Raw genomic sequence first — 25,985 nt, 5'->3', positions numbered from 1 at the left:
CAAAGTACGTAAGGACCAATAATGCGTGTATCCGTATTCGGACTGGGCAAACTGGGCCTGTGCACGGCAGCGTGTATTGCCCGCGCCGGCATAGAAACCATTGGCGTGGACGTAAACGCAGACCATGTGGCGCGCATCGAGCGCGGGGACCTGCCTTTTGAGGAAACCGATCTGGCCACCACCCTTGAGCAGGCGCGCCCCAACCTGCGCTTTACCCTGGATGCGGGCGAGGCCATTGCATCGAGCGACCTCACCCTGATTATCGTGCCGACGCCATCCGGCGAAAACGGCGCCTTTAGCAATGAATACATACTGGCCGTGCTGCGCGCCATTGCCCCTCTTATTCGAGATAAACATAGCTTTCATGTGGTGGATGTGGTCAGTACCGTCATGCCAGGGACAGGAAGCAACAGTTTCATACCCCTGCTGGAGCAGACAACGGGCAAAAAGGCCGGCAGCCACCCGGACGGCTTCGGCTTTGCATACAACCCTGAATTCATAGCCATTGGCAGCGTTATCCGCGATTTCCTGAACCCCGATCTCGTGCTCATTGGCGCTTCCGACACCACTACAGGCGATCGTGTCCAAGAGCTTTACGAAAAGGTCTGCGACAATACCCCCTACTTTGGCAGATGCTCGATCATCGACGCCGAGTTGTGCAAGCTATCCATCAATTGCTACTGCACCATGAAGATCAGCTTCGCCAACAATCTGGCTGCGGTCTGCCAGAACATGGAAGGCGCGGACGCCACCGCCATCACAGCCATCATGGGGCACGACACCCGCATCGGGCAGAAATACATCAAGCCCGGCCTGGGGTTTGGCGGCCCCTGCTTTCCGCGGGACAACGAAGCCTTTGTGGCCCACATGCAGCAAGCAGGGGGCGACCCCGCCCTGCAACAGGCAGTGGTGCAGATCAACAACGCCCAGGTGGAGCGCGTCGTACGCAGTGTGGCCGATGCGGCGCAGGCCTGCGGCCCCCGGGTGGCGCTTTTGGGGCAGGCCTACAAGCCGCACACCTGGCTCACTGAGCGCTCCCAGGCTGTGGATGCGGCAAAAGAACTGGCCCGCCGGCATCCAGAGCTCGAGCTCAGGGTCTTCGACCCCATGGCCCGGGAGCAAGGCCCGTGGACATTGTGCGACAGTCTTAAAGACTGCGTGCAAGACGCCAACGTGGCGGCCGTGCTCACGCCCTGGCCCCAGTTCATGCAGCACGACTGGCATAGCCATTTGGCGCAAGGGGCGCGGGTTCTGGATTTTTGGGCGTAACCCGCAATCATGGAAAAGAGCATGGCGCAATGACCAAAGACCCTGTGGAACAAAGCCTGGACCGCATACGTGCAAGCGCACGGACTGACGGTGACGGCCCCCTGGCCTTTCCCCACGTTCCAAAAACCGGGGGGCAGACGCTACGCAGCCACTTTGCCAACCATCTGCGGCTGCATCGCGACTTTTTCCACCTGGGGCCATGGGGGCTCGCCAGGGCGGAGGAACTCGGCATAGACCTGTACAAAGAGCTGGAAGAACGCAGTGACTACGTGCGCGTGGTCTTTGGCCACGATGTCAGCATTGCAGCCGTCGAACGCCTGGAACGCCGGGTCTCCCTGGCCATAACCCTGCGCGAACCGGCGGAACAGGTGGTGTCTTTCTACAATTTCCGCATGCTCTATGACCCCTGGGAGCCCTTTGAAACGTTTTTTGCCAGGGTTGCCTACCGCGACTGCATGGTGCGCTGGATTGCAGCCAATTTTCTGCGTCTGCCCGTCAAACGCATGTCCATTGACACTGCTTTTGACGCAGTATGCGAAGCCCTGGGGTATTTCCGCCACATTTGCCTGACAGAGCGCCTGGCCGAAAGCACCGCGCCCTTGTTTGAAGAAGCAGGACTGCCGCCCCTGGCGCCCAAACAGCGAAAAAACGTCTGCGGCCGGGATTTTGCCCGCAGCTTCACGCTGACGCCAGCTTGGCGCGCTCGCATAGAAGAGCAAAGCCCCCGCGATTTCGCACTGTACCGCGCTTGCAAGCAAGGGCAGATGCACAACCATAAGGAGTGCGCATGACCACCGTTAGCCCCGGTTCGCGTGACATAACCGTATACATTGGCTTTCGCCCCTTTGAAGGTGAATGGCTCGAACGCAACCAGGCAGTGCTGCAGGGCCTCTTGTGGCAACATGAAAACGGCCCTGCTGCAGGCGGCCTCAAGATAAAATTCGTGTGCTGGCCCAGTGAAGTCTCCACTGCCACCTGGGCCACGGAGCACGGATACGAAGCCATTGTCGTGCCCTGGGTGCGCCACTATCTTTTTACAGGGGCGCAACGCAGCTTCAAAGCCATGTTCGAAACAGCGCTCATGGACTGCGATACCGAAATTTTCTGCTACATCAATGGAGACATCGTACTCGGCCCGGGCATCATTCCCTGGCTGCAGAGCAATGTGGAGCGCTCTACCCTGTACAGCCTGCCGCGCCACAACTGGAAATGGAGCGGCCCGCTTGAAACGCATGCCGACTTTTCCAAGGCCCTGGAAAGCTCTGTGCCCGAAGAATGGACCGCGGTGGACCTTTTTGCCATGCGCGCCACTGAGGCCAGGCGGGATTTCATCCCCCTGCCCCCGTTTTTGCTCACAGCCGGGTCCATGGATTCCTGGCTGGTGGTGCACGCCGCGGCCAAGGGATGGTCGCGCACGCTCATCCCGCCGGACCAGTACCACATGCTGCACATCGAGCATGAATACAGCCACCCCCTGAAGCCTGGCGCATCCCCGGACAAGCTTGCAAAATGGGCTTTCAACTGTGGCGTTTACGCCCAGGCAACCCAAGGGCTGCCTCCCAGTGTCACGGCGGACACCAGTCTTGCCTGCTTCACGGGCGCCCAGCGCTACAGCTTCAAGTACCAACTGCCGCAAAACGCCTACCAGACCCCTGAGGAGTGCCTGAACAACCAGGACGCAGCAGGCGAGGACGTAGCAGGAGAAGACGCAGCAGGAGAAAACAGGGCGTGAGCACACCCAGCAAGGACTCCCGGTCCCCGCTTTGCGGCGGCCTTGCCTACTCGCCACACCTGGTGGCGGAGCTTGCTAGGTTCGCAGGGGGCGCGCAACACCTTGCCTGCCGTCTGCGCAAACTAAGCGACAACCCCGCACCGCTGCGCGTATGGGTCTGGGGCGCGGCCGGTCCCGGTGTCCTTGTGGCAGACATCCTGGCGACGTGCGAAGGAATCGAGGTTCCCGGCCTGGTGGATCGCGCCGCAGAACGCGCCACGCTGTGCAACGTGAGCACCCGCAGTTTTCATACTCTTTCGCGCCCCGTTGTCTCCCCTCATGACTTTGCACCGCAAGCTGGCGATGTCGTGCTCGTTGCCGTGAACCCGCAAGCTGCGCAGGAAATTGTAGCCGAGCTGCAACAGCGCTTTCCCAACTGTCAGACTGTTTCGCTCTGGCAAATGGAGGGCGTGGACGGTATCTGGCCGGAACACCCGCCCCTGGTCGTAGCCACTGTGGGGCGCTGCGGCACGCATTGGCTGCGCGAAATGCTGGAAATGCTGCTCATGCCCCATGGCTATGTGCGTGCGGACGCTCCCCCCCATCAGCTGCAGGCGTCCACTTTCACGGTGGACCATTTTCTACTGGACACGCCCCTGGAAACATTACTCCAGGCTGGTGTGCATAAAAGCGTCTTTCTCTACCGCGACCCGCGGGATGTGCAGGTATCGCGCAGCTATTACAATCACGGGGCCTATCGCTTCGACATGGAAGAAATAGCCGGGATATGCGATCGTATCCACTCATGGCTCGCTTCCCCGGCGCTGGCAGTACGATACGAGGACCTGTTGGGCGACACCCCCAGCGAACTGGGGCGTATAGCCGACATGCTGGGCCTTGATGTTTCCAGTAAGGAGCGCGAGCGCATCGCAAAAGCCTGCTCCTTTACGTTTTTGTCCGGAGGACGCGCGCCAGGCCAGGCAGATTCCACCCACCATTACCGCAAGGGCATTGCCGGCGACTGGCGCAATCATCTGACGCAGCACCAGGCAACCCAGGTATGGGAGCGCTTTGGCCAGGCCTTGACGGCCATGGAATACGAACCATGACAATGAAAAAGGAGTCGCGATGAACATCGGCGCACTGGTGCCTGCGCGCATCGGCTCCAAGCGGTTGCCGCGCAAAAACATAAAGAAACTCGGGGGCAAGCCCCTGATCTGCTGGACCCTGGACGCCCTGCTGGAATCCGGCGTATTTTCCAGCATTACGGTCTCCACGGAAAGTGAAGATGTTGCAGCGGTGGTGCGAGAGCAGTATCCGGGCGGCGAAGTTGATGTGCTTATGCGACCCGAGGAGTTGGCAGGGGACGACAGTCCGCTGGCGGCCGTCAAGGCGCACTATCTGCAGGAGCGCCCCGGCTTGGAGTGGACGGGGTTGTTCATGCCCACCATGCCTTTTCGCAAGGTTGCGACACTCAGGCAAATCCACGCGGCCATCCTTTCCGGCCACCCCTGGGCCGTGAAAACCTGCACCACGCGCACCTGGCCCATCACTGACTATTATTACCCGACAGCCGAAGGGGTGAAGCGCTTCTTTGCCGAGCCCTGCTTCTACGCGCGCATGCTGCACTGCACGTACATGCTGGAGCGCACGGACGCCCCTGCCGCGCTGTGGGATGAACTGGGGCTGAGCCACGCAGAACGTGTTTTCATGGTGCATGCCGACGAGGTGGAATGTCTGGACGTGGACACGCCCGAAGACTTTGCCGCAGCGGAAAAAGTATGCCAGGGGCTGCGCCCCTGTCTGCGACAGCTTGCCGTCCACCAGCGCGACGGGTGGCGCATCGTGGCCCCTGTGGGAACGGACTTTCATGCCCTGGAGGCTTACCTCGCCCCAAAGCTCGACGCCACAGAGCATCCACTGCTTGTTCTGGCAAAGGCCGCCCCACCGCTGACATTTCTTTCTTTGCAGGACGGTGCGCAAAGGCGCCCCTGGTTGTGTCCCGAGGCAAACGCCTACTTGCGCTCACCCCAGCTTGAGGCCACCTGCAACATGGCCTATATGCCCGAGCACTACCTGCACGACCAGGCCATCCGCATCCAGCGCGACCTGGGCGCGGCAAACCACCGCAAGCTCGGCAGCACGGATGTATGGGGCGGTTTCCACGGCATGGACGGCAGCGCTATTCCCATGGAACGGGTCATCATGCGTGAAGATCTGGAACAGCAACCCTTCTATGTTTCACCTGTGGAGTGGGTCTGAAACCATGTCGCGACCAGCCTGCTTTTTCGCCACAGGCACAGGGCGCTGCGGCAGCATGTGGCTGGCGCGCTTTCTGGACGCACAGCAAGGGTGCGCCTGCGTTCACGAGCAATCCGCCACCTATGCCCTGCTGTCCGAAGCCTGGCGCAGCGGCGACCCTGCGCCCATGTATCCGGACGCGTTTTCCCGCATACACGCTTCCCTTGCCGCCGCGCAGTCCAATGCAACCTTATGGGGCGAGGTCTCAGCCCTGCTCTATTTTCTGCTGCCTGAAATCGAACGGCGTTTTGCCGGCCAGGGCGTAAAATACATACTGCAGACACGGCGGGCAGCCGATTTTGCACGTTTCGCCATGGCGCGGGGCTTTTTTACACCAGAGCACCCCCATGGGTTGCAACACGCACTGCCTCCTAAAGACAGCAAAACCGCAACGCTCTGGCCAAAATGGGGGGCGCTGGAAAAGTGTCTCTGGTACTGGCGCGAGGTCAACAGCTACGTGCTGCGTTTTTTTGCCGCGCTCGATGCCCCCGAACGTTGCATGGTGCTGCGGCTCGAAGATTTCTCACCCGCTACGTGCAATACGCTGCTCACCTTTTTGGGGCTGCCGGAGCAGGATACGGCGTCGCTACAATCGATGCTCAAGCGCCCTGTGAACCGCACCCCCTCCGCGAACCAGCCCATAAATGAAGAAACTCCCGAGAGCTGGAATCCCTGGTCCCAGGAGGCTCCTCCGCCTTTTGAACAATGGCCATCGGCATGGCGCCAGGCGTGGGAGGAGCTAGCCCAGCCCCTGGAACAAACGCTGTACCCGGAGGAATGCTGACATGGCACGGGTGCTCCTTGTCAGGCCCTGGCGCTTTCAAGACCAGGGCGTTGCGGTTCAGGATTTATCGCAGCAGTGGCGCAATGCGCCCTACTCTCTGGTGCTGTTGGCGACACTTTTGCGTAGCAAGGGGCACGACGCGCGCATCCTGGATATGGAACGCAATCTGATACACGCCAGAGGGGACCTGGATGTCTGCCTTGCCCTGCTGCACACAGAGATTGCCGCCTATAAGCCGGAGATTGTGGGTGTTGGTTTTTTTTCCGTACACTTTCTCGAAGTTGTCCAGTTGACGGCCGCGCTACGAAAAGCCGCCAGCACTGTTGGCTACGCCCCTCTTTTGGTGGCAGGGGGCATTCACGCCACGGTGGCGCCGGCGTCTGTGCTTGCACCGCCGCCCGAAGGCCCCGGATTCGATTGCCTGGTCATGGGTGAGGCTGAAAACGCACTGCTGCAGTTGGCTGACGGCGCTGCGCCCGCCTCTGTTCCCGGCGTCATGACTTCTCCGGAATACCCTCCCGCGGCCGCGCAAATCATAGAGGACTTGGACACACTGCCCTTTCCGGATTGGGAGCTTATCGATCACGCCTTGTACGCCACACCAACATGGGCGCGCACCAAATTTGAGCTGACCTCCAGCCTTGACCTGCTTATGGGGCGCGGTTGCCCGTATAGTTGCGGTTTTTGCGCCTACGGCGCTCTTTCAAAGGTGCGCACGCACTCTGCGGCTTACATGGCGGACGCCGTTGAACACACCCTGCACCATGCGCCCGGCGTGTATTTTCTCGACAGCAGCATAGGCTCCTGGCGCAAAGAACTGGCGCCCTTTTGTGAAGAGCTTATCCGTCGCGGTTTGCACAAACGCGTGCGCTGGTACGCCAATATGCGTTCAGACCAGGTGGACAGGGAACTCCTGCAGCTATTGTACAGGGCAGGCTGCCGCTACCTGTTCTACGGATTCGAGTCCGGAGACCAGGAAGTGCTCGACGCCATGCACAAACGCAACACCGTGGACAACAACCGCAAAACCGCACTGCTCCATAACGAGCTGACATTCCCATATCATGCAAGTATTCTTGTCAATCACCCCGCCGATTCCCTGGCGGCACTCCGCAAGACAATTGCGTTTTTGGATACAATCGAGCCGCCAAGTTCAGGTGTGAACTGGTATGTGCCGCTGCCGGGTTCGGCGGATTTTGCCGCGCTCCGCGCCCAGGGATTGATTGCCGAACAGGACCCCGCCACTTGGCGAATGGTGGGCGAAGTCAATGCAGGGCGCTTTTGGCCCAAGGCCGACGAAGATGCATACCGCGCCCAGGTGGCGGAACTGGAGCGCCTGGCCTATACTATTCTGCCTGCTCGCGTTGCGGCCAGGTGGAGCGCGCAGTAACAAGGACCACAAATGACCACGCAAGAAGCGCTTTTTTCTGAATGGCTGACGCTTTTACGCCGCAAGTGGCGTGTTGTCCCCGCCCAGGGCAAGGGGCGTGTGGATACCGCGACCCTGGCCGCCATGGACGACCACGAGTTGCTCGCCACCTGGACCGCAATCCGCGATGCCGAGCTGACGCCCGAACGGTTTCCCGTCCGCGGTTGGTACCACGCGCTGTACACCCCCATGTTCCAGCATTCTCACCTGTTGGATGTAGGCGCCGGGCTTGGGCTGGACTGCCTGACCTTTGCGCAGAAAGGCGCGCAGGTTACCTTCATGGACATCATTCCCGAGAACCTTGCCTTGCTTGAGCGGATTGCAGCCCTGCTGGGGGTACAGGCCAAAACGGTTTGTATCGAAGACGCCGCGTCTTTCAACCACCCCGAGCGCTACGACGTGATCTGGTGCCAGGGTTCCATGATCAACACGCCTCTGGAAGTGGCCCGGTTCGAGTGCGCTCAGCTCCTGAAGTTGCTGCGCCCCGGAGGACGTTGGATTGAACTCGCCTATCCAAAGGAGCGCTGGGAAAAAGAAGGCCGCCTGCCCGCTGACAAATGGGGCGAACGCACCGACGGTGAAGGCACGCCCTGGATAGAGTGGTATGACCTGGAAAAAATGCACCAGCGCTTTGCCCCCAGAAAATTCCAGGTGGTGCTGCACCAGAATTTCTACAACGATGATTTCAACTGGTTCGATTTGCTCGTCCCTTGAGGCAAAAGGTCATGGAGCGCTCCGGAAGAGAGGAATACGCGTTTCTGCAGGCAGTCGTCAGACTGTTACGCCCTTTGCGTATACTGGAGGTTGGCACTTCTGACGGAGGAAGCGCCCTCATTATGGCCAGCGCCATGGCCGGGTACGCCTCTCTTGGCGAACTCGTCACCATAGATATCGCGGACCAGCGCAGTGACGCACTCCGTAGTTTTGTCGCACCGCCTCTGATCAGCTTTATGCAGGGCGATTCCGCCTCGCTGCTGGCCAGTATGGTAGAAGCCGGGGAACGTTTTGACCTGGTATTTATCGACGGGGGGCACCATTACGCGCAGGTGCATGCAGACTGGTCTGCGGCACGGCAACTGGCAGACACGATAATTTTTCATGATGCGTTGCAATTCAAGGGTGTTGACCGCGTGATTCGGCAAATCCGAAGCTCCCGGGAGTGGGACGTATGCGTCTTGGACTACCCTGCAGTCACTGAAGCCTCTGGCGGTACAAACGCCCCTGGTCTGGCAATGGCCACAAAAGTCAAACCATTTGCGCATCCGAGCTTTGACGCCCTGCCCGGGCGCCCAACACGTAATTCTCGCAGAGCCTGGCAACGCTGGAAGCCACGGCTGATGCGCTACCTGAACATTCCTCTCCTGGCCGGCGACCTGGGCGCCGCCGACGTGGAGATGCTGTTTCATTTGCTATGGGAGCACGCCCCCCAGGGTATACTCCATGCCGGTCATGCAGGTTCATTGGCCAGCTGTATCTGCATGGAATACGCGCGCGCCAGGAAATCCACATTTCTGGCCTGGGACCCGGAAGGGACTTTTTTACCCGGCAGGCTTCAAGCGCTGCCCGCCGACCTTGCCACTGCGCTTGCAGCCCATGGCCGGAACGGCCCCGAATACCTGCCGGAAATCCTGCCTATGTTGGCCGGCAATTGCCTGGTTATCATTGATCTTTACAAAGCGCCCGCCGCGAGTTTTCTGTATGGACAGGCGCTTCCTGAGATGCTGGCTGCGTTACGTGATGAGGGAATCATCCTTATCCGTAACTTTTCGCCCTACAGAGGAGAGACGCCCCTTGCCTTGGAGACTGCAACCGGCCCTGCTTATTGCACTTTGCCAGGGGGAGAAGCCCTGCACCATGTGCTGGAGCGGGGGGGAGTTACGCTACAGCGCGCTCTCCCCGAAGCTGTATTCGGCGACTACGTGAATGCCGGGCACTGGCTGTACGTGAAAAAACCCTAACTCCATCGACCCTTTGGAAAAATGATTCCTTTTTCATAAGCTTTTTCATCTTTAAGGCGAATAGCACTTGACCCCGGCAGCCTCTTGGCTTACCCAGACCTTTCTTTCTCGGCTGAAGCATCCATACACGTTTGCAGCACACCGCGCAGCGGGCCAAAAGTCCGCTGTAAGCTTTTTTTATTCTCCGTGACTGGAACGAGGAACAGAATATGAGCAGCATACCCATTTCCGTTGAAGGTTTCCGCAGACTGCGTGACGAACTCGAACGGCTCAAGTCAGAACGCCCTGAAGTCATCCAGGCCATCAAGGAAGCCCGCGAAGAAGGCGACCTGAAGGAAAACGCCGGATACGACGCCGCGCGCGAGCGCCAAGGCATGCTGGAAGCCCGTATCAACTACATTGAATCCCGGCTCCCCAGCCTGAACGTCATTGATCTGGACACTATGGGTGGCGAAAAAGCCATTTTCGGCGCCACTGTGACCATTGAAGACGTTGAGACTGGCGATGCAAAAACCTACACCCTGCTCGGCCCCGATGAAGCCGACCCCGCCAAAGGCAGCATTTCCGTTGTCTCCCCTGTGGGGCGCGCGCTGCTCGGCAAAGAAGAGGGTGACGAAGTCGTGGTGGAAGTACCTCGCGGTCGTGTGCAGTACGAGGTCATCTCCATTGAATTCAAGGGTGCGCCGACTGAATAGCTCGCTGCACGCCCTGGAGTGCTTTTTCGAGGCCGCGCCTTATCTGGTGCGGCCTCTTTTTTATACCTGCCCCGCTGGACAGCAACAGCTCCCGAGGCTACACCCAAACTCACTATGCAGCCTTTCACTCTCACCGCCCCTACCCGGGTTCACTTCGGCAAGCGCGCCCTGACCAAACTGCCACGCATTGCTGTTGCTCTGGGCTTTTCGCGCCTCCTCATCGTTACGGGAAAAGGCTCCTCCCGCAAGAACGGCGCATGGGATCAGCTCAAGGAACAACTTGACGCAGCCGGTAAAAAGCATGGCCTGGAATGGCAGGAGTACTCTGAAATTCCCAGCGACCCGACAGTTGACCACGCCGCGGTCATCGCGCGCGCCGCAAAGGATTTTCGCGCCCAGGCGCTGGCGCCAGTGGGCGGCGGCAGTGTGATAGACGCGACAAAGGCCGCGGCCGCCGTGTTGGGGAAAGACCTTTCCGGTCATACAACGCCTTCCGCTGTCTGGCAGCTTTTAGAGCAGGGAAAGGACATCACCTCGGCCTTGCCGCTGCTTGCGGCCTCCACTCTTGCCGGTTCAGGCTCCGAAGCCAATTCCGACGCCGTTATCAGCGACCCCCATAGTGGCGAAACCAGAAGCCTCCGCGGGCCTGCGCTGTTTCCGGCAGTGGCTTTCATTGACCCTGCCTTGCAGCTCAATCTGCCCTGGGAGCAGACGCGACGTGGTGTGGTGGACGCCTGCAGCCATGTGCTCGAGCGCTACGTGCCTGCCCTGTTTCACATAGAAAACGCCCCTGCCTTACCTGTAGAAATGTCCGAGGCATTGCTACGCTCTTTGCTGCAAACAGGTGAAACGTTGCACCATGAGCCAGATAATCTGGCCGCCCGCGCCAATCTTTGCATGGGAGCGCTGCAGGCCCAAAGCGGCTTTATCCCGGCCGCCCTGCCGGAGGGCGACTGGACATGCCATGTATTGTCCCATGCCTTCAAGGACGGGCGCACCACCCCCCCTGCCCATGGCGATCTGCTGCCCCTGCTTCTGACCAGCTGGCTTGGGCTGCTTGCCGCGCTGGCTCCAGGCAGCCTGGACCGCTTCGCCCAAACCGTTTTGGGGGAAGAAAGCGGCCCTGCGGGCATCAATGTTTTACGTGAGATTTTTCAGGAATGGGGAGCTCCAGAGCATCTGGGAGCGCTGGGACTGGACCGGGACGCCATAGCCGCAGCGTTGCAAAGGGCAAAAGACCAGGGACTCAGGCATGGCGGCCTGGGGCGCGCTTTACCCATGCAGGAGCGGCTGGCCGGCTTGCTGGAACTTTGCACGGATGCATCAGCCAAATAAGCCGACTTTCAGGCAGCATTTGTAACCACCATCAAAAAAAGCGAGGACCCCCCGAATTGGGAGCCCTCGCCTGTATGCAGCGGGTGTCTTGTTTCTATGGTTCCGGGATGGCGTCCATTGTGGCAAAGCGGGGTTCATGGACGGGCAGGATTATCTGCACGCCATTCTTCATGGACAGCATGGTGTCATAAGCCTTGTAGGGGTCGATGACCGTGCCTGGAGGAATGACTTCCATTTCCAGGGCCCGCACTTCTTTGGGCGGATTGAAGTTTTCCTCGATAACACAATACCCCGTAATAGCCGCCGTGCCCTTGGCGGTTTCCACCAATACGCTGAGTCCCCCAGGCGTATGGATAGGGGTGGCCAGCACCCGCACTCCTGGCGCAACTTCCATTTCTTCACCAGGCGCAAGAGAGATGGCGCGAATCTGCCCGCTCTCCTCTATTTCCTCCACGTAGTCCTCCACATACCGGTAATCCATGGGGTGCCAGTTATGGATGGCCTCAAGTTCCTTTTCGTGGACGATGAATTCCGCGTTGGTGAAGCGGTAGTCGTTCTCGCAATGGTCGCGGTGCAAATGCGTGTGGATCACAATATCAAAGTCCTCAGGCGTCAGACCGAACCGCGCAAGCCCTTCATCAATGGTCAAAACAGGGGCGCCCAGCTTTTTGGTGCGCTCCTCCCCTTGCAAGGGGTGCATCTCGCCGGTATCGACAAGTATTTTCTTGTCACCGCCTTCCAGATACCAGGCGTAAATGGGAATGGTGTAAGGTTTCCCCGGATCGTGCTGGTACGTCATCATACTCTTATCAAAATCCTTGGACCCCAGCAGAATGGGATGAATCACATATGCAGCCATTGGAATACCTCCATTCAGGCCGCAAAAGGGTGGGGCAAAGTAAGAACCGGGGCAGTCTGCAAGGCTGCCTATCCAGGGCTCATTTTACCTTGTTGAGCTCCTTCTGCAGGCAATGTTCGAGACGCTCGTCAATACAACCGACAAGAATCTCCGTCATACTCTTCCCGGAACATGCCGCGAGGATCTTCAGCTTGCGATGATACTCCTCCGGCAACCGGAGTGTGAGCTGTTTGATCTTTTTGCCGTCCTCCTGGCCGTCCTCTTCCATGACGGCTGCGGCGGCCTTTTTCACCTTGGCGTCGCTTTCTTCTGCGCCCTTGGTTCTGGCTTTGGGCATGCATCACCTCTTTTTAACCAATGATGCTGCAGCAACAGAAAGCTGTCAAGACCTCATTCATGTCTTTCGTGTTTTTCAGACAGCTCTGTATCCCGGTATTTTTTATTCAATTTGCTACGCACTAAAAACAAACTTCATTTCAGCACGTTATGGAGAAAATAATACCTGACACCTTTCTAGTATGATTTATTTATGTCTTGACAGCATTACATGTCGCGTCTACCTTCCGCCCCAGGTTCGGCAATCCGAGCTTTCCCGTGAGGGAAATACCCTCGATGCGCAACGCGGGGCATTGGGGTGAAAAAATCAGTTGCAGAAGGGCGCACACGCCTTTCAAGGAGGTCATGCCCATGTGGTCGTTACTCGGCAAGGTGAACAAGAATCTGGTTGTGGCAATCCCTGTCATGCTGGTGGCGGGTTTTGTCTTTGGCGCTCTGACTGAAGCCGCCTGGCTGAAATCCCTTATTATCCCTTTCACGTTCCTCATGGTGTACCCCATGATGGTTACGCTGAAGATCAAAAAGGTTTTTGAAGGTGGCGACACCAAGGCGCAACTGCTGACCCAGATCATAAACTTTGGGCTGGTTCCGTTTTTCGCTTTTGGTCTGGGGCTGTTGTTCTTCAAGGAGCAACCCTACATGGCCCTTGGGCTGCTGCTTGCCGGCCTGGTGCCCACCAGTGGCATGACCATTTCCTGGACCGGTTTTGCAAAGGGAAACCTTGAAGCTGCCGTTAAAATGACCGTCATCGGCCTTACCCTTGGCTCCCTGGCGACACCTTTCTATGTTCGCTTTCTGCTTGGCGCCAGCATTGAGGTAAACATCCTTGCCGTCATGCAACAGATCGTTCTGATCGTGTTTCTGCCCATGGTTGCCGGCTTTCTTACCCAGCAGCTTCTGGTCAGGAAATACGGGCAAATAGCTTTTCAACAGCAATGGGCGCCCCGCTTCCCTGCTCTTTCCACCCTGGGCGTGCTGGGCATCGTCTTCATCGCCATGGCTTTGAAAGCCAAATCCATTGCCGCCGCCCCCGGCATGTTGCTGGCCATTCTTGCGCCTTTGGCCATACTCTATTTTGTGAACTACGCCCTTTCCACCTTTGCGGGAAAAATGCTGCTGCCCAGGGGGGACGCCATCGCCCTCGTGTATGGATCGGTCATGCGCAATTTGTCCATCGCCCTGGCCATTGCCATAAACGCATTTGGCCAACAGGGGCAGGATGCAGCCCTGGTCATAGCCATCGCCTACATCATCCAGGTGCAGTCCGCGGCCTGGTACGTAAAATTCACCAACCGCATCTTTGCGCCCGCCCCGCAAGCGGCCGCAGCCTGAGGGGAGATTCGCCATGCTGCCTGAAATACGCACAATTCTATACGCCACGGATCTTTCAGAGGGTGCTCGCCACGCAATCTGGTATGCCGCAGGCATAGCCGAAAAATACAACGCAACAGTCACCGTGCTGCACGTCGTCAGCGACGTGACGGAAGAGCTTTCTCAGGGCGCCGGCATAGATCTGGTGGGGCATTTCGGCCAAAAAGCACTGGATGGATTCAATGAAAAAGGCCTGACCCAGGCCGAAGGTGCTGTTCGCAAGCGCATTGAAGAAATCTGTCAGGAAGCAGGGGCAACGTTGGAGCATTGCCCCCTTGCGCCGGACCACGTTCTTGTAAGGCTGGGCAAACCCGCCGACGTTATCGTGAACACCGCCACGGAAGGCGGGTATGACCTGGTCGTAATGGGGACGCACGGGCATGGTGTATTTGCCGAACTGATGTTGGGCAGTGTGGCGCACAGCGTCATCAAACGCTGCCCGCGCCCTGTGATGGTGGTGCGTCTGCCCCATGAGAATTGAATCGAATTGGCCATGCTGCTTGCACCATCATGGTGGCGCGATTATCTTATGAAACGAAACCCCTGCGACGTAGCTGCAGGGGAAAGAACGGAAACCGCCAGGAGGCACTCAAATGGAATCGCGACAAGTAGTGATAGTAGGCGCCGGCCCAGCAGGACTTTCAGCAGGCATTTACACGGCGCGGGCAGGCATGGATACATTGATTCTGGGGTGCGACCCGAAGGTGGCTGGCGATTACGATATCGACAACTACTTCGGTTTCGACCAGACCATCACAGGCAAAGACCTGATAGAAAAAGGGCGCCAGCAGGCAATGCGCTTTGGCGCAAGCATAGAGTGTGAGCGCGTGCTGACCGTGCACCACAACGAGACTGGCGGCTTTCATTTCAAGACGGAAAAACGCGAACTGGACGCCTGCAGCGTGATCCTCGCTACCGGCGTTTCACGTGTGCGCCCCGGCATAAAGAATGCGTCCGAGTATGAAGGCAAAGGCGTATCCTATTGTGTCAGTTGCGACGGCTTTTTTTACAAGGGGCGCAAGGTCGCCGTGCTGGGCGAAGGCATCTTCGCCGCCAACCAGGCCCTTGAACTGCTCAACTATACCAAGGATGTGACCATCATCACGCAGGGCAAGAAACCGAGCATTTCCGACGAGTTCATGCAGCACCTGGCGGATGCTGGCATCCAAGTGCAGGAGCGCAAGATCGACACCCTGGAGGGTGACGGCGTGCTGGACACAGTCGTATTCAACACCGGCGAAAGGGAGCCCTTTGAAGGACTCTTTGTCGCAATGGGTGAAGCGTCGTCCCTAGACTTCGCCTTTTCTCTCGGCGTTGAGCGCAACGGGGTGTTCCTGGTTGCAGACGCGGAACAACGCACCAATATTCCTGGGGTTTTTGCTGCAGGTGATTGTCTGGGCGGTTTTCTGCAGATCAGCGTGGCCGTGGGTGAAGGCGCTAAAGCAGCGCGTTCAGCCATTGACCACGTAAAAAAGAACTGCGCCGCAAAGTAGTCCACCCTGCCGCACACTTGCCAGAGGCCCGTATGCCTTGCCCTGCAAGTGTGCGGCTTGTCTTTTTTTACGGTGTGCACTAGTGATTGTTGCATGCGTACACGAGATACGCCCTTGCCTATGCAGGGCACCCATACTTCCGCCAATATTCTTCTTGTGGACGATTCGGCCACCTCTCGTATGCTATTGGACGCCATCCTGCGTGGTTCCGGGTACAAAAACATCCTCACCGCCCCTTCTGGCACAGAAGCTCTAGACATTTTGCGTACGCGCTCATCCCAGAGCATATCCCCTGCCATGGACCTTGTCCTTATGGACATCAACATGCCGGACATGAACGGCATCAGTGTTGTCAGAACCATCAAGCAGGACGAGCTGCTTGCCGACATTCCCATAATCATGGTCACGGTCAGTGATGAGCGATCCAGCCTGGAGCAGGCTTTTGTAGCAGGCGCCATCGACTACGTGAACAAGCCTGTGAACAAGCTGGAGCTGCTGGCGCGCGTTCGCACCGTCCTGAAATTTCGCGAAGAAATGGAACGCCGCAAGGTCAACGAGCTTGGCCTGATGGATATGACCAGCAACCTGCAGGATGCCTACCGCAAGCTCGAGGAGATGAATGAAAACCTCGAGTCCAGGGTTCAGGAGCGCACCTCAAGGCTGGAAGACGCTTATCAGGAATTCAAGGAACTGGACAGGATGAAGACTGCCTTCTTGTCCAACGTTTCCCACGAATTGCGCACTCCCCTGACGTCCGTTTTGGGTTTTGCCTCCATTATCCGCAGCAGGTTGCTGAAGGTAGTGTTTCCTGCTTTGGAGCGCCCCGGCAGCGTACCGCAAAAGAGCCTTGAAAAGGCGGTTTCTCAGATTGAAGCCAACCTGGACATTCTGCTTACCGAAGCAAAGCGGCTGACAACCCGCATCAATGATGTTCTGGACATCACCCGCATGGAAAGCGGCGAAATGGAATGGGGCGATGGCCCTGTGCGCATAGACGACGTGCTGCAGCTTGCCCAGAACCTCATGGCTCCCCTCTTTCAGGAAAAAGAGCTTGCCTTTGAATTGAGCATTAAAAACGATTTGCCAGAAATCCGTGGCGACAAAGACAAGCTTCTGCAGGCGGTCATGAACCTGCTGAGCAACGCCGTAAAGTTTACGGATAAGGGCAAAGTGGTCTGCAGCGCGGAATACGCCGACAACGAGATACTCATCAGCATCAAGGATACGGGCAAAGGCTTTCAGGAAGCCGAGTACGCCACGGTTTTCGAGAAATTCAAACAATTGGGCGACGACCTGACCGGCAAACCCCAGGGAGTCGGCCTGGGTGTTCCCATCTGCTCCTACATCATAGAGCACCACGGCGGCCGCTTGTGGGCGCAAAGCACCCCTGACATGGGTTCGACCTTCTGGCTTACGCTCCCAGTTACAAAGGGCTGAATCAACACATCCTTTTTTCGACACGGATATATTTTTTACCTTTTTAGTTTGACATTCAAATTATTCAACTGTAGAGATGTCCGCAGTTCAAGACAAAATCAACCGCTCAAGGATATCTCATATGCCTCACGACAGTATTTTTCTCGTGGCCCTGCAAAGTTCGCTGCTGTTAGGCCTTGTTCACGGCATCAACCCTTGTGGTCATTCGTGGCTGGTGCTGGCGCCTTTTGTGGCAGGAAAACGCGATGGAAAGCGGGTTTTTGCGCTTACGGTCTCCTTCATCAGCGGCACAGCGCTGGCGTGCCTGATTATTGGCCTCACCCTTGGCGCGGTGTCTTCCTTTTTCACTCCCACAGCTTCCTGGTGGGCGGAAATCATCAGCAGCGCGGTTGTCATTGTTCTGGGGCTGATACTCTGTATCAAGCCTGGCCTGTTGCACAGCCATGAACATGACCACGGCCATGGACATGACCATCACCATGATCACCACCAAGATCATGACCACCATCATGACCACGAACACCACCATGACCATGCGCACGATCCCGGTGAAAACGCCCACTGCGCCTTGCCGTCATGGAAAGGGAGGCTCTCCCGCGCCACTGGAATCGGCCTGTTCACCGTAGGATTCGTGAATATGATCATCCCTTGCCCAACCGTAGCCATCATGTATACATATGCCATCCGCTCGGGCAGTGCCCTGAAAAGCACCATCGTCTTCGGCGCATACGCCCTGACCACAGCCGCCGCTATCGGCGCTGTCATCTGGGCCTTGCACCGCATGTCGCGACTGGTGACCAGACTGGAAAAACCTTGGCTGGAAAACGCGCTGATGCGCGGCATAGGCCTTATGACCATTGGCTTTGGCGTGTATACCCTTTGGAGTGATTTATGGATGGCATGAGCGACGACAGGGCGCAGCGCGTAGAAGAACTGAGCAGACTGCTGGTGGAATTTTACGAAAAGTTCTCTTCCTGGGAGCATGAGGTGGTCCGCGACAAGGGGCTGACGTTGCCGCAGACCCATACGCTGGAGATACTGGGAGCCCACGGCGCAATGCGCATGAAGGAGCTGGCGGAAAGAATGGGAGTTACCACGGGCACGCTCACGCTTGCCGTGGATCGGCTGGAAGCCAGAAAACTGGTGCGGCGGCGGCCAAACGAGACAGACCGGCGCTCCATCCTTGTGGAACTGACCCACCAGGGAGAAGAGCATTTCCACGAACATGACGCCCTGCATGGCCGGCTTACTGCAGATATTACCAGCGCCCTGGATAACGAGGAACTGGAATCCTTTGCCACCATTTTGAGGAAACTCGCAAAAGCTTTCTGATTACGGGACAACGTCTGCATGCAAGGGGAAAACGGTGAATCAGCCGTTTTCCCCTTGCGCTTTTTTGGGGATATGCGTGTTGCATGCTACGGCGGCATGTGCTCTCAGACAAAACGCCCGATGCCGCGTTGGTCTCTCCAGTAGCTGATAGCAGCCTACTCCACGAACCTTACCAGCGGCTTGCGCCGATCAGTCACAAAGGCGTAGCGCTCTGCGGGCCAGCCAAGGGCGATCACGGCATACACGGCCTCATCACGGGGGATGTCCACCGCATCCTTAATTTTTGGGGCATTGTGCACTGCCGCCACGGCATACCCGATCAGGCACGTGCCCACCCCCAGGGTGTGCGCGCCCAAAAGCAGATTTTGCGTCGCCAGCATGGCGTCCTCTGCAGGGCAACTGGCGCCGGGGCGCATTCCCACCACAATTGCAGCAGGCGCACCGTGAAAAAGACGGTCCACGCCCTCTTCTTCCCATTGACGCATGGCTTCTTTCACCTTCGGGTAATACCCGCGGTAGTAGTCATCGAGCTCTCCCTTGCCGACAAGCTTCAGGCCGGCGCGCAGCCAGGCCTTTTCCGCCGTCCGATTGAGTTTTTGAAAGAAGGCCTTGATGGGGGTGGCCAAACGCAACACCCATTGCCGTGTAGGGAGCAGGGTAAAGCTCCAGAGCTGGCTGTTCGTGCCGGAAGGCGCAGTAATGGCAATGCGCACAAGGTCTTCCAGCAATTCGCGGGGGACCTCGCGTTCCTTGAAGTTACGGCATGAGCGCCGCGATCGCAGCAGGCGCACCAGTTCGGCCGTGTCACCCTCCCCGAAAGGCAGCCACTTTTCCCTGGCTTCAAAATACTGATAGTCCTGAGACCAGGCATCGCCGTGACTCATGGTGACAGCCCCTGACGGGCAGGCCGCGACGCAATGGCCACACGCAAGGCAGTTTTCCTGCCTGGCCTGGGCCTTGCCATCGGCAATGGTGAAGATACCATCCAGACAGACCGTTTCGCAAAGGCTGCACCCTATGCAGGCGTCCTGGTCCACTTTGGCGCAGTTCACAGCATCTTTAGGTTGCATCAGTGTACCTGTTTCTCCTTGTACCCGGTGGGCTTGGAGCCCGCGGCATATTTCCCGGGCATGTTTTTTAAGTCCAAGTCACAAAACGGTAATCATTTTATGCTTGCATCAATTTTGTACATTCGGAAATTGGAGCTTGAAGTCAAGCCGCCCCTTGTGCAATCTGAATCTGCAGCGGGTGGTCCCGCCACAAGATGCAACGAATGATGTGTTGCAAAGAGCCGGGTGTAATGTGTTACACCCCGTGCACTTACGCACTGATAAGCCAAAATTGCAAACGCGCAACGCCAAAAACCTGTAACGAGAGGAATACGTAATGAGTGCTGAAAGCGGAAAACTGGCCGACACCGTAGCTGATTATCTTTTGGCCAACACAGGCATACTCAAGTATTTCGAAAGGTTCGAACATGACGAAGACCTGCTGGAAGAAAAACTCGAGGAATTTTGTAGTGAAGTGGATGCTATCATAGAAGAATTTATCGAAGACCTTGAAGACATGGATGACGACGGCTTTGACGAAGACTACGAATGATGCCGTTGTCTCACACTGTATGCCAATAGCACGGCAGAGAATGGCCCGCTTCATGCGGGGCGCCGCCATGCCGCCTTGAAAAGGCAGTTTTCACCCGGCCAGGTCACTTTAACAAATGCGCATCGCATCCCTGCCGGGAAGTGTGCATGGCCGATCCTACCATACATTCAGGCGGCGCATGACGTTTGTAGCGCCTCCTTCCTGAAAAACCCCTTCCTTGCACTTTTTTGTGATTTTCTATTGACTTTCTCTAGAGCATGGGCCACCAGTGGGCCATGACGATGCAGAGCAGGCTTCTGTCCTGCTCCCCCGCCACAATCGCCTGGGGTTTTTCTCCAGGCCTTCTCCCAAAACGGGAGGCAATCATGCGGCATTTGAGCAAACATAGCGTGGCGCGAGATCCTGAGGGTGAATTGCAGTTCGACAGTGTTGACGAGGCTTTCGAGCTTCTCGGGATGGACCTTCCCGAACGGCTGATGGACAGTATACCCGCCAAGGCTAACATCGCGTCCTTTCTGGTGGATAACGACGTCTTTGGCATGGATGAAGACGCGTTTACGCGCCGCCTGGAAGAAGACAGGGAATAAGCAAGATCGGATGCGGGCCGCATGTTCCGCTTTCCTCAAGGTGCTCCGGCCAGGTTGAGGAAAACCGCAGCTACTTGCTTTTTTTGTCATAACTCCTTCTCTCATTCCAATACGGAGATGGTAGGATTGGGCCTTGCCGTTCGTCTTGCTTTGGAGTATAGACCTGTGTTCTTGCCCATAAGACATGACGGCCCTCACTTTATCTCTTGTAGCGTCCTACCATGCAAATTGCCCGCGAACGCCAGGAAATCCATCTCGACCTCTCAAAAGGGGCCTGTGTTACCATTGGGAACTTCGATGGCGTCCATAAAGGCCATCAGAAGCTCATCCAGCGCGCCATCCAAAAAGCCAAGGCAAGGGACATGTCCAGTGTGGTCATTTCCTTCTGCCCCCATCCGCTACATGTCCTGGTAGGGCCACACACGCCTCCTTTCATCACAGTGCGTGATCAAAAGCTGGACATCATCGAGTCTCTGGGCGTTGATCTCATGCTGCTGATCAACTTCACCCGTGAACTGGCAAACCTCACCCCCGAAGAGTTCGTGGCCACCTACCTTGTAGAGTGGTGCAACACCAAAGAGCTTGTCGTTGGCTACGATTACACCTTTGGCAAAGGGCGTCAGGGCAATTTCCAGCTACTTCAAGTGATGGGTGAAAAATACGGTTTCGGGGTGGAGCGGCTGGATTCGGTCATCATCAACGACGCCATAGTCAGCTCCACACGCATCCGGGACATGATACGCGCCGGTGACGTTTGGGGCGTGAAACCGCTTCTGGGGCGTTTCTATGTTGTCCGTGGCCGTGTGGTGCACGGCAAAAAACGCGGCAAGACGCTGGGGTTCCCCACTGCCAACCTGAAGCTGGAAAACGAGGTGCACCCGGCCACTGGTGTTTACGCCGTGTGGATTCAGCGCAACGGGGATATTTTCCCGGGGGTGGCCAACATCGGCTACAATCCGACCTTTGGTAATGATGAATTGAGCGTCGAGGCCCATATCCTGGACTTTGACGGCGATATATACGAACAGGAACTGCAGGTGCACTTTGTACAACGCCTGCGGCCGGAAAAGAAATTTTCGGGGGTTGATGAGCTCATCGCTCGCATCCAAGAAGATATTGCTCTGGCCAGAAACATACTCCAAGCGCCAGAGGCGCAACTTTAGGCTCTTAAAGCCGCCCCAATGCCATGCAGACTCCCGGCCCCCCTCCAGAAGAACCGAAAACCAGCGAATATCTCCACCACCCGAAACAAGCAGTTATCACCAAGCTGCACCGCTCCTGGTGGCACATTGTCAGAACTTACGCCACTAGCGGCATGGTCCGCTGGCTCATCTTCGGCGCAGCCATGGGCATTGTCTCCGGGCTTGCGTCCATTGTCTTTTTCTGGGGCATTGAAATCCTGAAGCACTTATGGCTGGGGCAACTGGCCGGCCTTGTTCTGCCTGCTCCTGCGGGCGAGTCCATGTACCATCATCTGGGGCACGGCGTGTATCGCCCCTGGGTTGTGCCAGCGCTCACCACGGCTGTGGGCCTGCTGACTGGGTACCTTGTCAGCAAGTTCATTCCGGAAAGTATCCACGGGGGCACTGACGGCACGGACTCCATGATCAAGGCCTTCCACCATCAAGGCGGTGTCATCCGCCCCCTGGTGCCAATCATCAAGGGCTTCACCTCGATCCTGACCATCGCTTCCGGCGGCAGCGCCGGCCGCGAAGGCCCCATCACGCAGATCGGCGCCGGCATGGGGTCATGGATCGCGCTCAAACTCAAGCTATCCGCCCGAGAACGCAGACTGTTGCTGCTTACAGGCGCCGCCGGTGGCCTGGGCGCCATATTCCGCGCCCCCATGGGTGCAGCCCTCACGGCCATAGAAGTCATCTATATGGAAGACTTCGAGGCCGAAGCCGTACTGCCTGCCGTCATTTCGTCCGTAGTGGCCTATACCTTGTTCACCTTGGCCTTTGGCCACGAGCCCATCTTCGGCATACCCCAATTCCAGTTCGCCAACCCCATGGAACTGCCATTTTACGCCATTCTGGCTGTGGTCTGCGCAATCATGGGGTGGATATACGTAAAGACATTCTACACCATCAAATACGCCGTGTTCCGGCGCGTGCAACAACGCATAGGCCTGACCCTGACCACTGGTCTGGGCGGTCTGTGCATGGGCTTGATGGGTATGGCCTACCCGCAACTCCTTACCGGTGGGTACGGCTGGGTAGAAATGGCCATTCTGGGCAACCTTTCCGCAGCCACCATGCTGGCCATAGCATTGGGCAAGACCTTGGCGACATCCGTGACCATCGGTTCCGGCATGAGCGGGGGTATGTTTGCGCCGGCCCTGTTTGTCGGCGGCATGAGCGGCGGCATTGTAGGCAAGCTGGGAAGCCAGTTCTTTCCTAATATCGTGACCCAGCCCGGCGCATACGTGCTCGTGGGGATGGCCGCCTTTTTCGCGGGTGTGGCCAACGCGCCCATTGGTCCGCTGCTCATGGTCTGCGAGTTGACCAAGGGCTATGGCCTGCTGGCGCCGCTGATGCTGGCCTCGGCGTTGTGCCTGGTGCTGAACCGCAAGGTCTCGCTTTACGAAAACCAGACCGACAACAAATTCGAATCTCCGGCCCATGTTGGGGACGCCACCATCAATATTCTGGAGCGGTTGCAGGTGCAGGACGTCTACACACCGGGGCGCGGCACCGTTCTTGAGGAGAGCATAACCCTCAAGGCGCTGACAGACATCATCACCGGCACAAACGAGTTCAACTTTCCCGTTGTGGACCGTGAAAACAAATTCATAGGGGTGATGGCGCTGCAGGACGTGCGCAAGGTGTTGTTCGAAGATGCGCTGCACGATCTGGTACTGGTCAAGGACCTGATGCGCGCCCCTGTGTATGCGCGGCTTGACTATGATCTGTACTCGGCGTTGATGCGTTTCATAGGCACGGACCTTTCCCAGATTCCGGTGCTGAACGAACAAAGCGAAATAGTGGGCAACCTGAGCCGTGAAGCCGTGTTCAAGGCGTACTCAGACGCCATAAAGACCCTGAGCGAAGAATAGGGCAGTTCGCCCTACTCTTCGTTGCCCGTGTCTGCTGCAGGTCCCTTCTCGGCGTTGTGCTCGCGATGCACCAGCTCCGCCAGTGCCTTCAAGGCTTCTGCAGGGGCATGTCGCTGAAATATGTTGCGTCCCGCCAGCACGCCCTTTGCCCCACATTCCAAAGCGCTTTCCACCATTGCCAAAAATGACTGCAGGTCGGGTTGCGGCGGTCCACCCGCCACGAGCACGGGAACAGGACAGGCAGCCACGGCGGCGCCAAAGCTGCTCATATCACCGGAATACAATACGCTGACGATATCCGCCCCAAGTTCGCCCCCTAAACGCACGCAATGGGCAATGAGGCTGGGGTCCAACTCGTTCACGATCTGCCCGCCACGGGCATAGATCACCGCCAGCACGGGCAAACCGGCCTGGTGCGCATCATCGATGACCATGCCGCAATCCGACAGCATGCGGTCCTCGAGTTCGTTGCCGATGTTCAGATGCACGGCCACAGCATCAGCACCCAGGCGCAAGGCTTCTGAAACGGAGCAGATGATACTCTTGTTGTAGGTGGGCAGACCGTGCCGCGTACCCCCGGAAAGCTGGACCAGAAGATTCTGCGTGTGCGGCACCAGCTCCGGCCAGGCGCGTACCAACCCTTTATTCAGCACCACCCCCTGAACGGCGCCAGCGGCTTCGCTGTTGGCGGTATTTACCAGTCCAGGCACGTCGTCCATACCCTGCAACATGCCGCTGCTGACTCCATGGTCCAGAGCCAGAACAAGAGCCCTTTGGCTTTCCGGTGCAAAAAAACGACGCATTTTGCGTCTGCATCCACCCATCACAAACTCCTTTCACGCAATATTCCGCTGCAGAGGGTTACGAAAAACACGGGCTGGCTCAGGCCTCCCGCCGCACTCCCCCTGCATTGTTATCTTTCAGCCCAAAGCAAACGCTTGCCTTTGCGCTTTATCCACCCCAACGGCAACGGCTGCTCCATCCCGGATGCACGAAAATACAAGCCGCAAAGCCCGCCTTTTTCGGAAGACGCTGCAGGCGCCTCCAGACTCTGCCCTTGCAACAGGCGAACAAGCAGACCAGGCTCCTCGGCCACAAGGTCCCCTGGGAGCGGCACGGCAGGTAAAAGCCCCCGTGCACGAGGCAAGGGGCGAAAACCACCTTTGCCCCCTTTTCCATAGCGACCGAGCTGCAACCCCTGCCAGCGAAATGAAGACGGCAAGAGTGCGGCCTGCTCATGGACAAAATGCACGTTTTCGCCGAACAAGCGCAGTTCTCCAGCCTTGAAAGACGTCATATCCCAGGGGCCTTCGGAAATTTCCTCTACGGGCAAGGGCTCACCAGGCAAGGGATGCTCCGCCCTTTCCGGCAGCTCCCCCGGCTTCAGCAGGCGCACAGCAAAGTGCCCCTGCGCCTGAGAGAGTTCCTGATCCACCCGCAAACACCCTTCACATCCATCCAGATGGGGCGCTTCAAAGCCATAGCCCTCGGGTTCCGGCAGCGGGTCCAGCTCAAGCCCCAATTCGCGGGTGGCGTAAAGCACCTGCTCTTCATTTTCCTGTACATTGGTTGTGCAGGTGGAATATACCAGCGCCCCCCCGGGTGCCAGCAACCGGACCGCCTCTGCCAGAAGCAGACGCTGCAGCTCCACCAAAGGCGCCACTTTTTCCCCCTGCCAGATGCGCGCGGCATTGGGGTGCTTATCGGTGGTTCCCCACCCACTGCAGGGCGGGTCCAGCAAAATACATGGCCAGGCACCGTCTTGAACGGGCAAAGATTCCCCAGGATATTGGCAAACACCGGCATTGGCGAGCTGCAGCCGCGCCAGGTTGCGCTTAAGCGTCTGGTGCCGCTCACGGTTGGGCTCATTGGCCATTACAAAGCCATGCTCCCCAGCAAGGCTCGCCAGAAACGAGCTTTTACCGCCGGGACTTGAACACATGTCCAAAACGGCCTGCCCGCCATGTTTTTCCACATGGGGAGCAAGGGCCAGGGGTGAAAGCATGGAGGCGCGGTCCTGGATATAAAGCAGACCGAACCAGGCGGCAAGCGTAGACCCCAATGCGACAGCCCCCTCTGTGGCCCTGAAACACCAGGGAGAGAAAGGTTCTGGGCCTGCCGTTATCCCCTGGGCAGCAAGCATTGCCAGAACGCCATCACGCTCATGGGGTTTGCAGACAAGGCGAAAACTGCGTTCTTCTGACTTGAAAGAGGTATGTTGTCTGGACAGAGCGACAATCCTTACAATATTTTTACATTTCAAAAAGGTGGAATCCAGCTGTCACAAAGCCAAAATTCCCCCTCCGGACAATGGCATCTTGACGTCAAAGAAGAAAAATTTCAAATTGTTCCTTCTCTGTCACCCAATTTAAGAGTACAGCCTCTTACGACCAATGCGGGCTTTGCCAGAGCGGATTCTTCATGCTAT

General features: G+C 57.6%; 26 protein-coding genes. 21 read left to right on the top strand and 5 right to left on the bottom strand.

The window, feature by feature from the left end:
* Positions 1-21 precede the first annotated feature (21 nt).
* From ACZ5EH_RS06485 to ACZ5EH_RS06435, 11 genes are all read left to right on the top strand, one after another.
* Positions 22-1,269 (top strand): nucleotide sugar dehydrogenase, encoded by a 1,248-nt coding sequence (locus tag ACZ5EH_RS06485; protein WP_464277314.1) that lies wholly within the window; start codon positions 22-24, stop codon positions 1,267-1,269.
* A gap of 29 nt (positions 1,270-1,298) precedes the next feature.
* Complete coding sequence (locus ACZ5EH_RS06480; protein ID WP_464277313.1) at positions 1,299-2,060, top strand: hypothetical protein; 762 nt, start codon at positions 1,299-1,301, stop codon at positions 2,058-2,060.
* A complete protein-coding gene (locus ACZ5EH_RS06475; protein WP_464277312.1) occupies positions 2,057-3,001 on the top strand; it encodes a hypothetical protein in 945 nt (314 codons plus the stop codon). Before ACZ5EH_RS06480 ends, ACZ5EH_RS06475 begins: the two co-directional genes overlap by 4 nt.
* A complete protein-coding gene (locus tag ACZ5EH_RS06470) occupies positions 2,998-4,089 on the top strand; it encodes a sulfotransferase domain-containing protein (protein WP_464277311.1) in 1,092 nt (363 codons plus the stop codon). The genes ACZ5EH_RS06475 and ACZ5EH_RS06470 overlap by 4 nt, the downstream gene beginning before the upstream one ends.
* A gap of 19 nt (positions 4,090-4,108) precedes the next feature.
* Positions 4,109-5,242 (top strand): acylneuraminate cytidylyltransferase family protein, encoded by a 1,134-nt coding sequence (locus ACZ5EH_RS06465; RefSeq protein ID WP_464277310.1) that lies wholly within the window; start codon positions 4,109-4,111, stop codon positions 5,240-5,242.
* A gap of 4 nt (positions 5,243-5,246) precedes the next feature.
* Positions 5,247-6,065: a hypothetical protein gene (locus tag ACZ5EH_RS06460; RefSeq protein ID WP_464277309.1), complete on the top strand. Its 819-nt coding sequence runs from the start codon at positions 5,247-5,249 to the stop codon at positions 6,063-6,065.
* Between the two features lies 1 nt (position 6,066).
* Positions 6,067-7,455 (top strand): B12-binding domain-containing radical SAM protein, encoded by a 1,389-nt coding sequence (locus ACZ5EH_RS06455; protein ID WP_464277308.1) that lies wholly within the window; start codon positions 6,067-6,069, stop codon positions 7,453-7,455.
* A gap of 12 nt (positions 7,456-7,467) precedes the next feature.
* The gene (locus ACZ5EH_RS06450; protein ID WP_464277307.1) at positions 7,468-8,208 is read left to right on the top strand and encodes a class I SAM-dependent methyltransferase; all 741 of its coding nucleotides are present in this window, start codon (positions 7,468-7,470) and stop codon (positions 8,206-8,208) included.
* An 11-nt stretch (positions 8,209-8,219) separates the two neighbouring features.
* Positions 8,220-9,452: an O-methyltransferase gene (locus tag ACZ5EH_RS06445; RefSeq protein ID WP_464277306.1), complete on the top strand. Its 1,233-nt coding sequence runs from the start codon at positions 8,220-8,222 to the stop codon at positions 9,450-9,452.
* A gap of 209 nt (positions 9,453-9,661) precedes the next feature.
* Positions 9,662-10,147: a transcription elongation factor GreA gene (greA, locus tag ACZ5EH_RS06440; protein WP_464277305.1), complete on the top strand. Its 486-nt coding sequence runs from the start codon at positions 9,662-9,664 to the stop codon at positions 10,145-10,147.
* A gap of 114 nt (positions 10,148-10,261) precedes the next feature.
* On the top strand, positions 10,262-11,482 hold the full coding sequence (locus ACZ5EH_RS06435) for an iron-containing alcohol dehydrogenase (protein ID WP_464277304.1): 1,221 nt from the start codon (positions 10,262-10,264) through the stop codon (positions 11,480-11,482).
* A 94-nt stretch (positions 11,483-11,576) separates the two neighbouring features.
* Here the strand turns inward: ACZ5EH_RS06435 and ACZ5EH_RS06430 are convergent, their stop codons facing one another.
* Together ACZ5EH_RS06430 and ACZ5EH_RS06425 are read right to left on the bottom strand one after the other, a co-directional pair.
* Positions 11,577-12,341: an N-acyl homoserine lactonase family protein gene (locus tag ACZ5EH_RS06430; protein ID WP_464277303.1), complete on the bottom strand. Its 765-nt coding sequence runs from the start codon at positions 12,339-12,341 to the stop codon at positions 11,577-11,579.
* A 79-nt stretch (positions 12,342-12,420) separates the two neighbouring features.
* A complete protein-coding gene (locus ACZ5EH_RS06425; protein WP_464277302.1) occupies positions 12,421-12,678 on the bottom strand; it encodes a toxin-antitoxin system HicB family antitoxin in 258 nt (85 codons plus the stop codon).
* Between the two features lie 350 nt (positions 12,679-13,028).
* Between ACZ5EH_RS06425 and ACZ5EH_RS06420 the strand changes: the two genes are divergently transcribed.
* The 6 genes from ACZ5EH_RS06420 (at position 13,029) to ACZ5EH_RS06395 (ending at position 18,310) form a co-directional block, all read left to right on the top strand.
* Entirely contained in the window at positions 13,029-14,009 is a 981-nt protein-coding gene (locus tag ACZ5EH_RS06420; protein ID WP_464277301.1) for an arsenic resistance protein, read from the top strand.
* A 13-nt stretch (positions 14,010-14,022) separates the two neighbouring features.
* Positions 14,023-14,529 (top strand): universal stress protein, encoded by a 507-nt coding sequence (locus ACZ5EH_RS06415; protein WP_464277300.1) that lies wholly within the window; start codon positions 14,023-14,025, stop codon positions 14,527-14,529.
* 112 nt (positions 14,530-14,641) lie between these two features.
* Entirely contained in the window at positions 14,642-15,541 is a 900-nt protein-coding gene (locus ACZ5EH_RS06410) for an NAD(P)/FAD-dependent oxidoreductase (protein ID WP_464277299.1), read from the top strand.
* Positions 15,542-15,634: 93 nt separating this feature from the next.
* Positions 15,635-16,978, top strand: coding sequence for a hybrid sensor histidine kinase/response regulator (locus ACZ5EH_RS06405; protein WP_464277298.1), 1,344 nt, complete (start codon positions 15,635-15,637; stop codon positions 16,976-16,978).
* 121 nt (positions 16,979-17,099) lie between these two features.
* Entirely contained in the window at positions 17,100-17,882 is a 783-nt protein-coding gene (locus tag ACZ5EH_RS06400; protein ID WP_464277297.1) for an urease accessory protein UreH domain-containing protein, read from the top strand.
* The gene (locus tag ACZ5EH_RS06395) at positions 17,870-18,310 is read left to right on the top strand and encodes a MarR family winged helix-turn-helix transcriptional regulator (protein WP_464277296.1); all 441 of its coding nucleotides are present in this window, start codon (positions 17,870-17,872) and stop codon (positions 18,308-18,310) included. The genes ACZ5EH_RS06400 and ACZ5EH_RS06395 overlap by 13 nt, the downstream gene beginning before the upstream one ends.
* A 155-nt stretch (positions 18,311-18,465) precedes the next feature.
* On the opposite strand, the gene ACZ5EH_RS06390 is transcribed toward ACZ5EH_RS06395, so the two are convergent.
* The gene (locus tag ACZ5EH_RS06390; protein WP_464277295.1) at positions 18,466-19,380 is read right to left on the bottom strand and encodes a nitroreductase family protein; all 915 of its coding nucleotides are present in this window, start codon (positions 19,378-19,380) and stop codon (positions 18,466-18,468) included.
* A gap of 316 nt (positions 19,381-19,696) precedes the next feature.
* Here ACZ5EH_RS06390 and ACZ5EH_RS06385 point away from each other — a divergent pair, with 316 nt between their 5' ends.
* The 4 genes from ACZ5EH_RS06385 to ACZ5EH_RS06370 all read left to right on the top strand — a co-directional run bounded on the left by ACZ5EH_RS06385 (position 19,697) and on the right by ACZ5EH_RS06370 (position 23,557).
* Positions 19,697-19,912 carry a hypothetical protein gene (locus tag ACZ5EH_RS06385; protein ID WP_464277294.1) on the top strand — a complete coding sequence of 72 codons (216 nt, stop codon included), beginning with the start codon at positions 19,697-19,699 and terminating at the stop codon, positions 19,910-19,912.
* Between the two features lie 365 nt (positions 19,913-20,277).
* Positions 20,278-20,499 (top strand): hypothetical protein, encoded by a 222-nt coding sequence (locus ACZ5EH_RS06380; RefSeq protein ID WP_464277293.1) that lies wholly within the window; start codon positions 20,278-20,280, stop codon positions 20,497-20,499.
* A 221-nt stretch (positions 20,500-20,720) separates the two neighbouring features.
* Entirely contained in the window at positions 20,721-21,662 is a 942-nt protein-coding gene (locus tag ACZ5EH_RS06375; RefSeq protein WP_464277292.1) for a bifunctional riboflavin kinase/FAD synthetase, read from the top strand.
* Positions 21,663-21,685: 23 nt separating this feature from the next.
* Complete coding sequence (locus ACZ5EH_RS06370) at positions 21,686-23,557, top strand: chloride channel protein (protein ID WP_464277291.1); 1,872 nt, start codon at positions 21,686-21,688, stop codon at positions 23,555-23,557.
* Positions 23,558-23,568: 11 nt separating this feature from the next.
* Here ACZ5EH_RS06370 and ACZ5EH_RS06365 read toward each other — a convergent pair whose 3' ends face one another.
* Both ACZ5EH_RS06365 and ACZ5EH_RS06360 read right to left on the bottom strand, forming a co-directional pair.
* Positions 23,569-24,381, bottom strand: a complete 813-nt coding sequence (locus ACZ5EH_RS06365; RefSeq protein WP_464277290.1) for a class I fructose-bisphosphate aldolase — start codon at positions 24,379-24,381, stop codon at positions 23,569-23,571.
* An 89-nt stretch (positions 24,382-24,470) separates the two neighbouring features.
* Positions 24,471-25,619, bottom strand: coding sequence for an NOL1/NOP2/SUN domain family protein (locus ACZ5EH_RS06360; protein WP_464277289.1), 1,149 nt, complete (start codon positions 25,617-25,619; stop codon positions 24,471-24,473).
* Positions 25,620-25,985 lie beyond the last annotated feature (366 nt).

It is taken from the genome of Desulfovibrio biadhensis (assembly GCF_055388615.1).
Note: the sequence above shows the minus strand (reverse complement) of the source record. Positions and strands in the feature narration are given on the sequence as shown.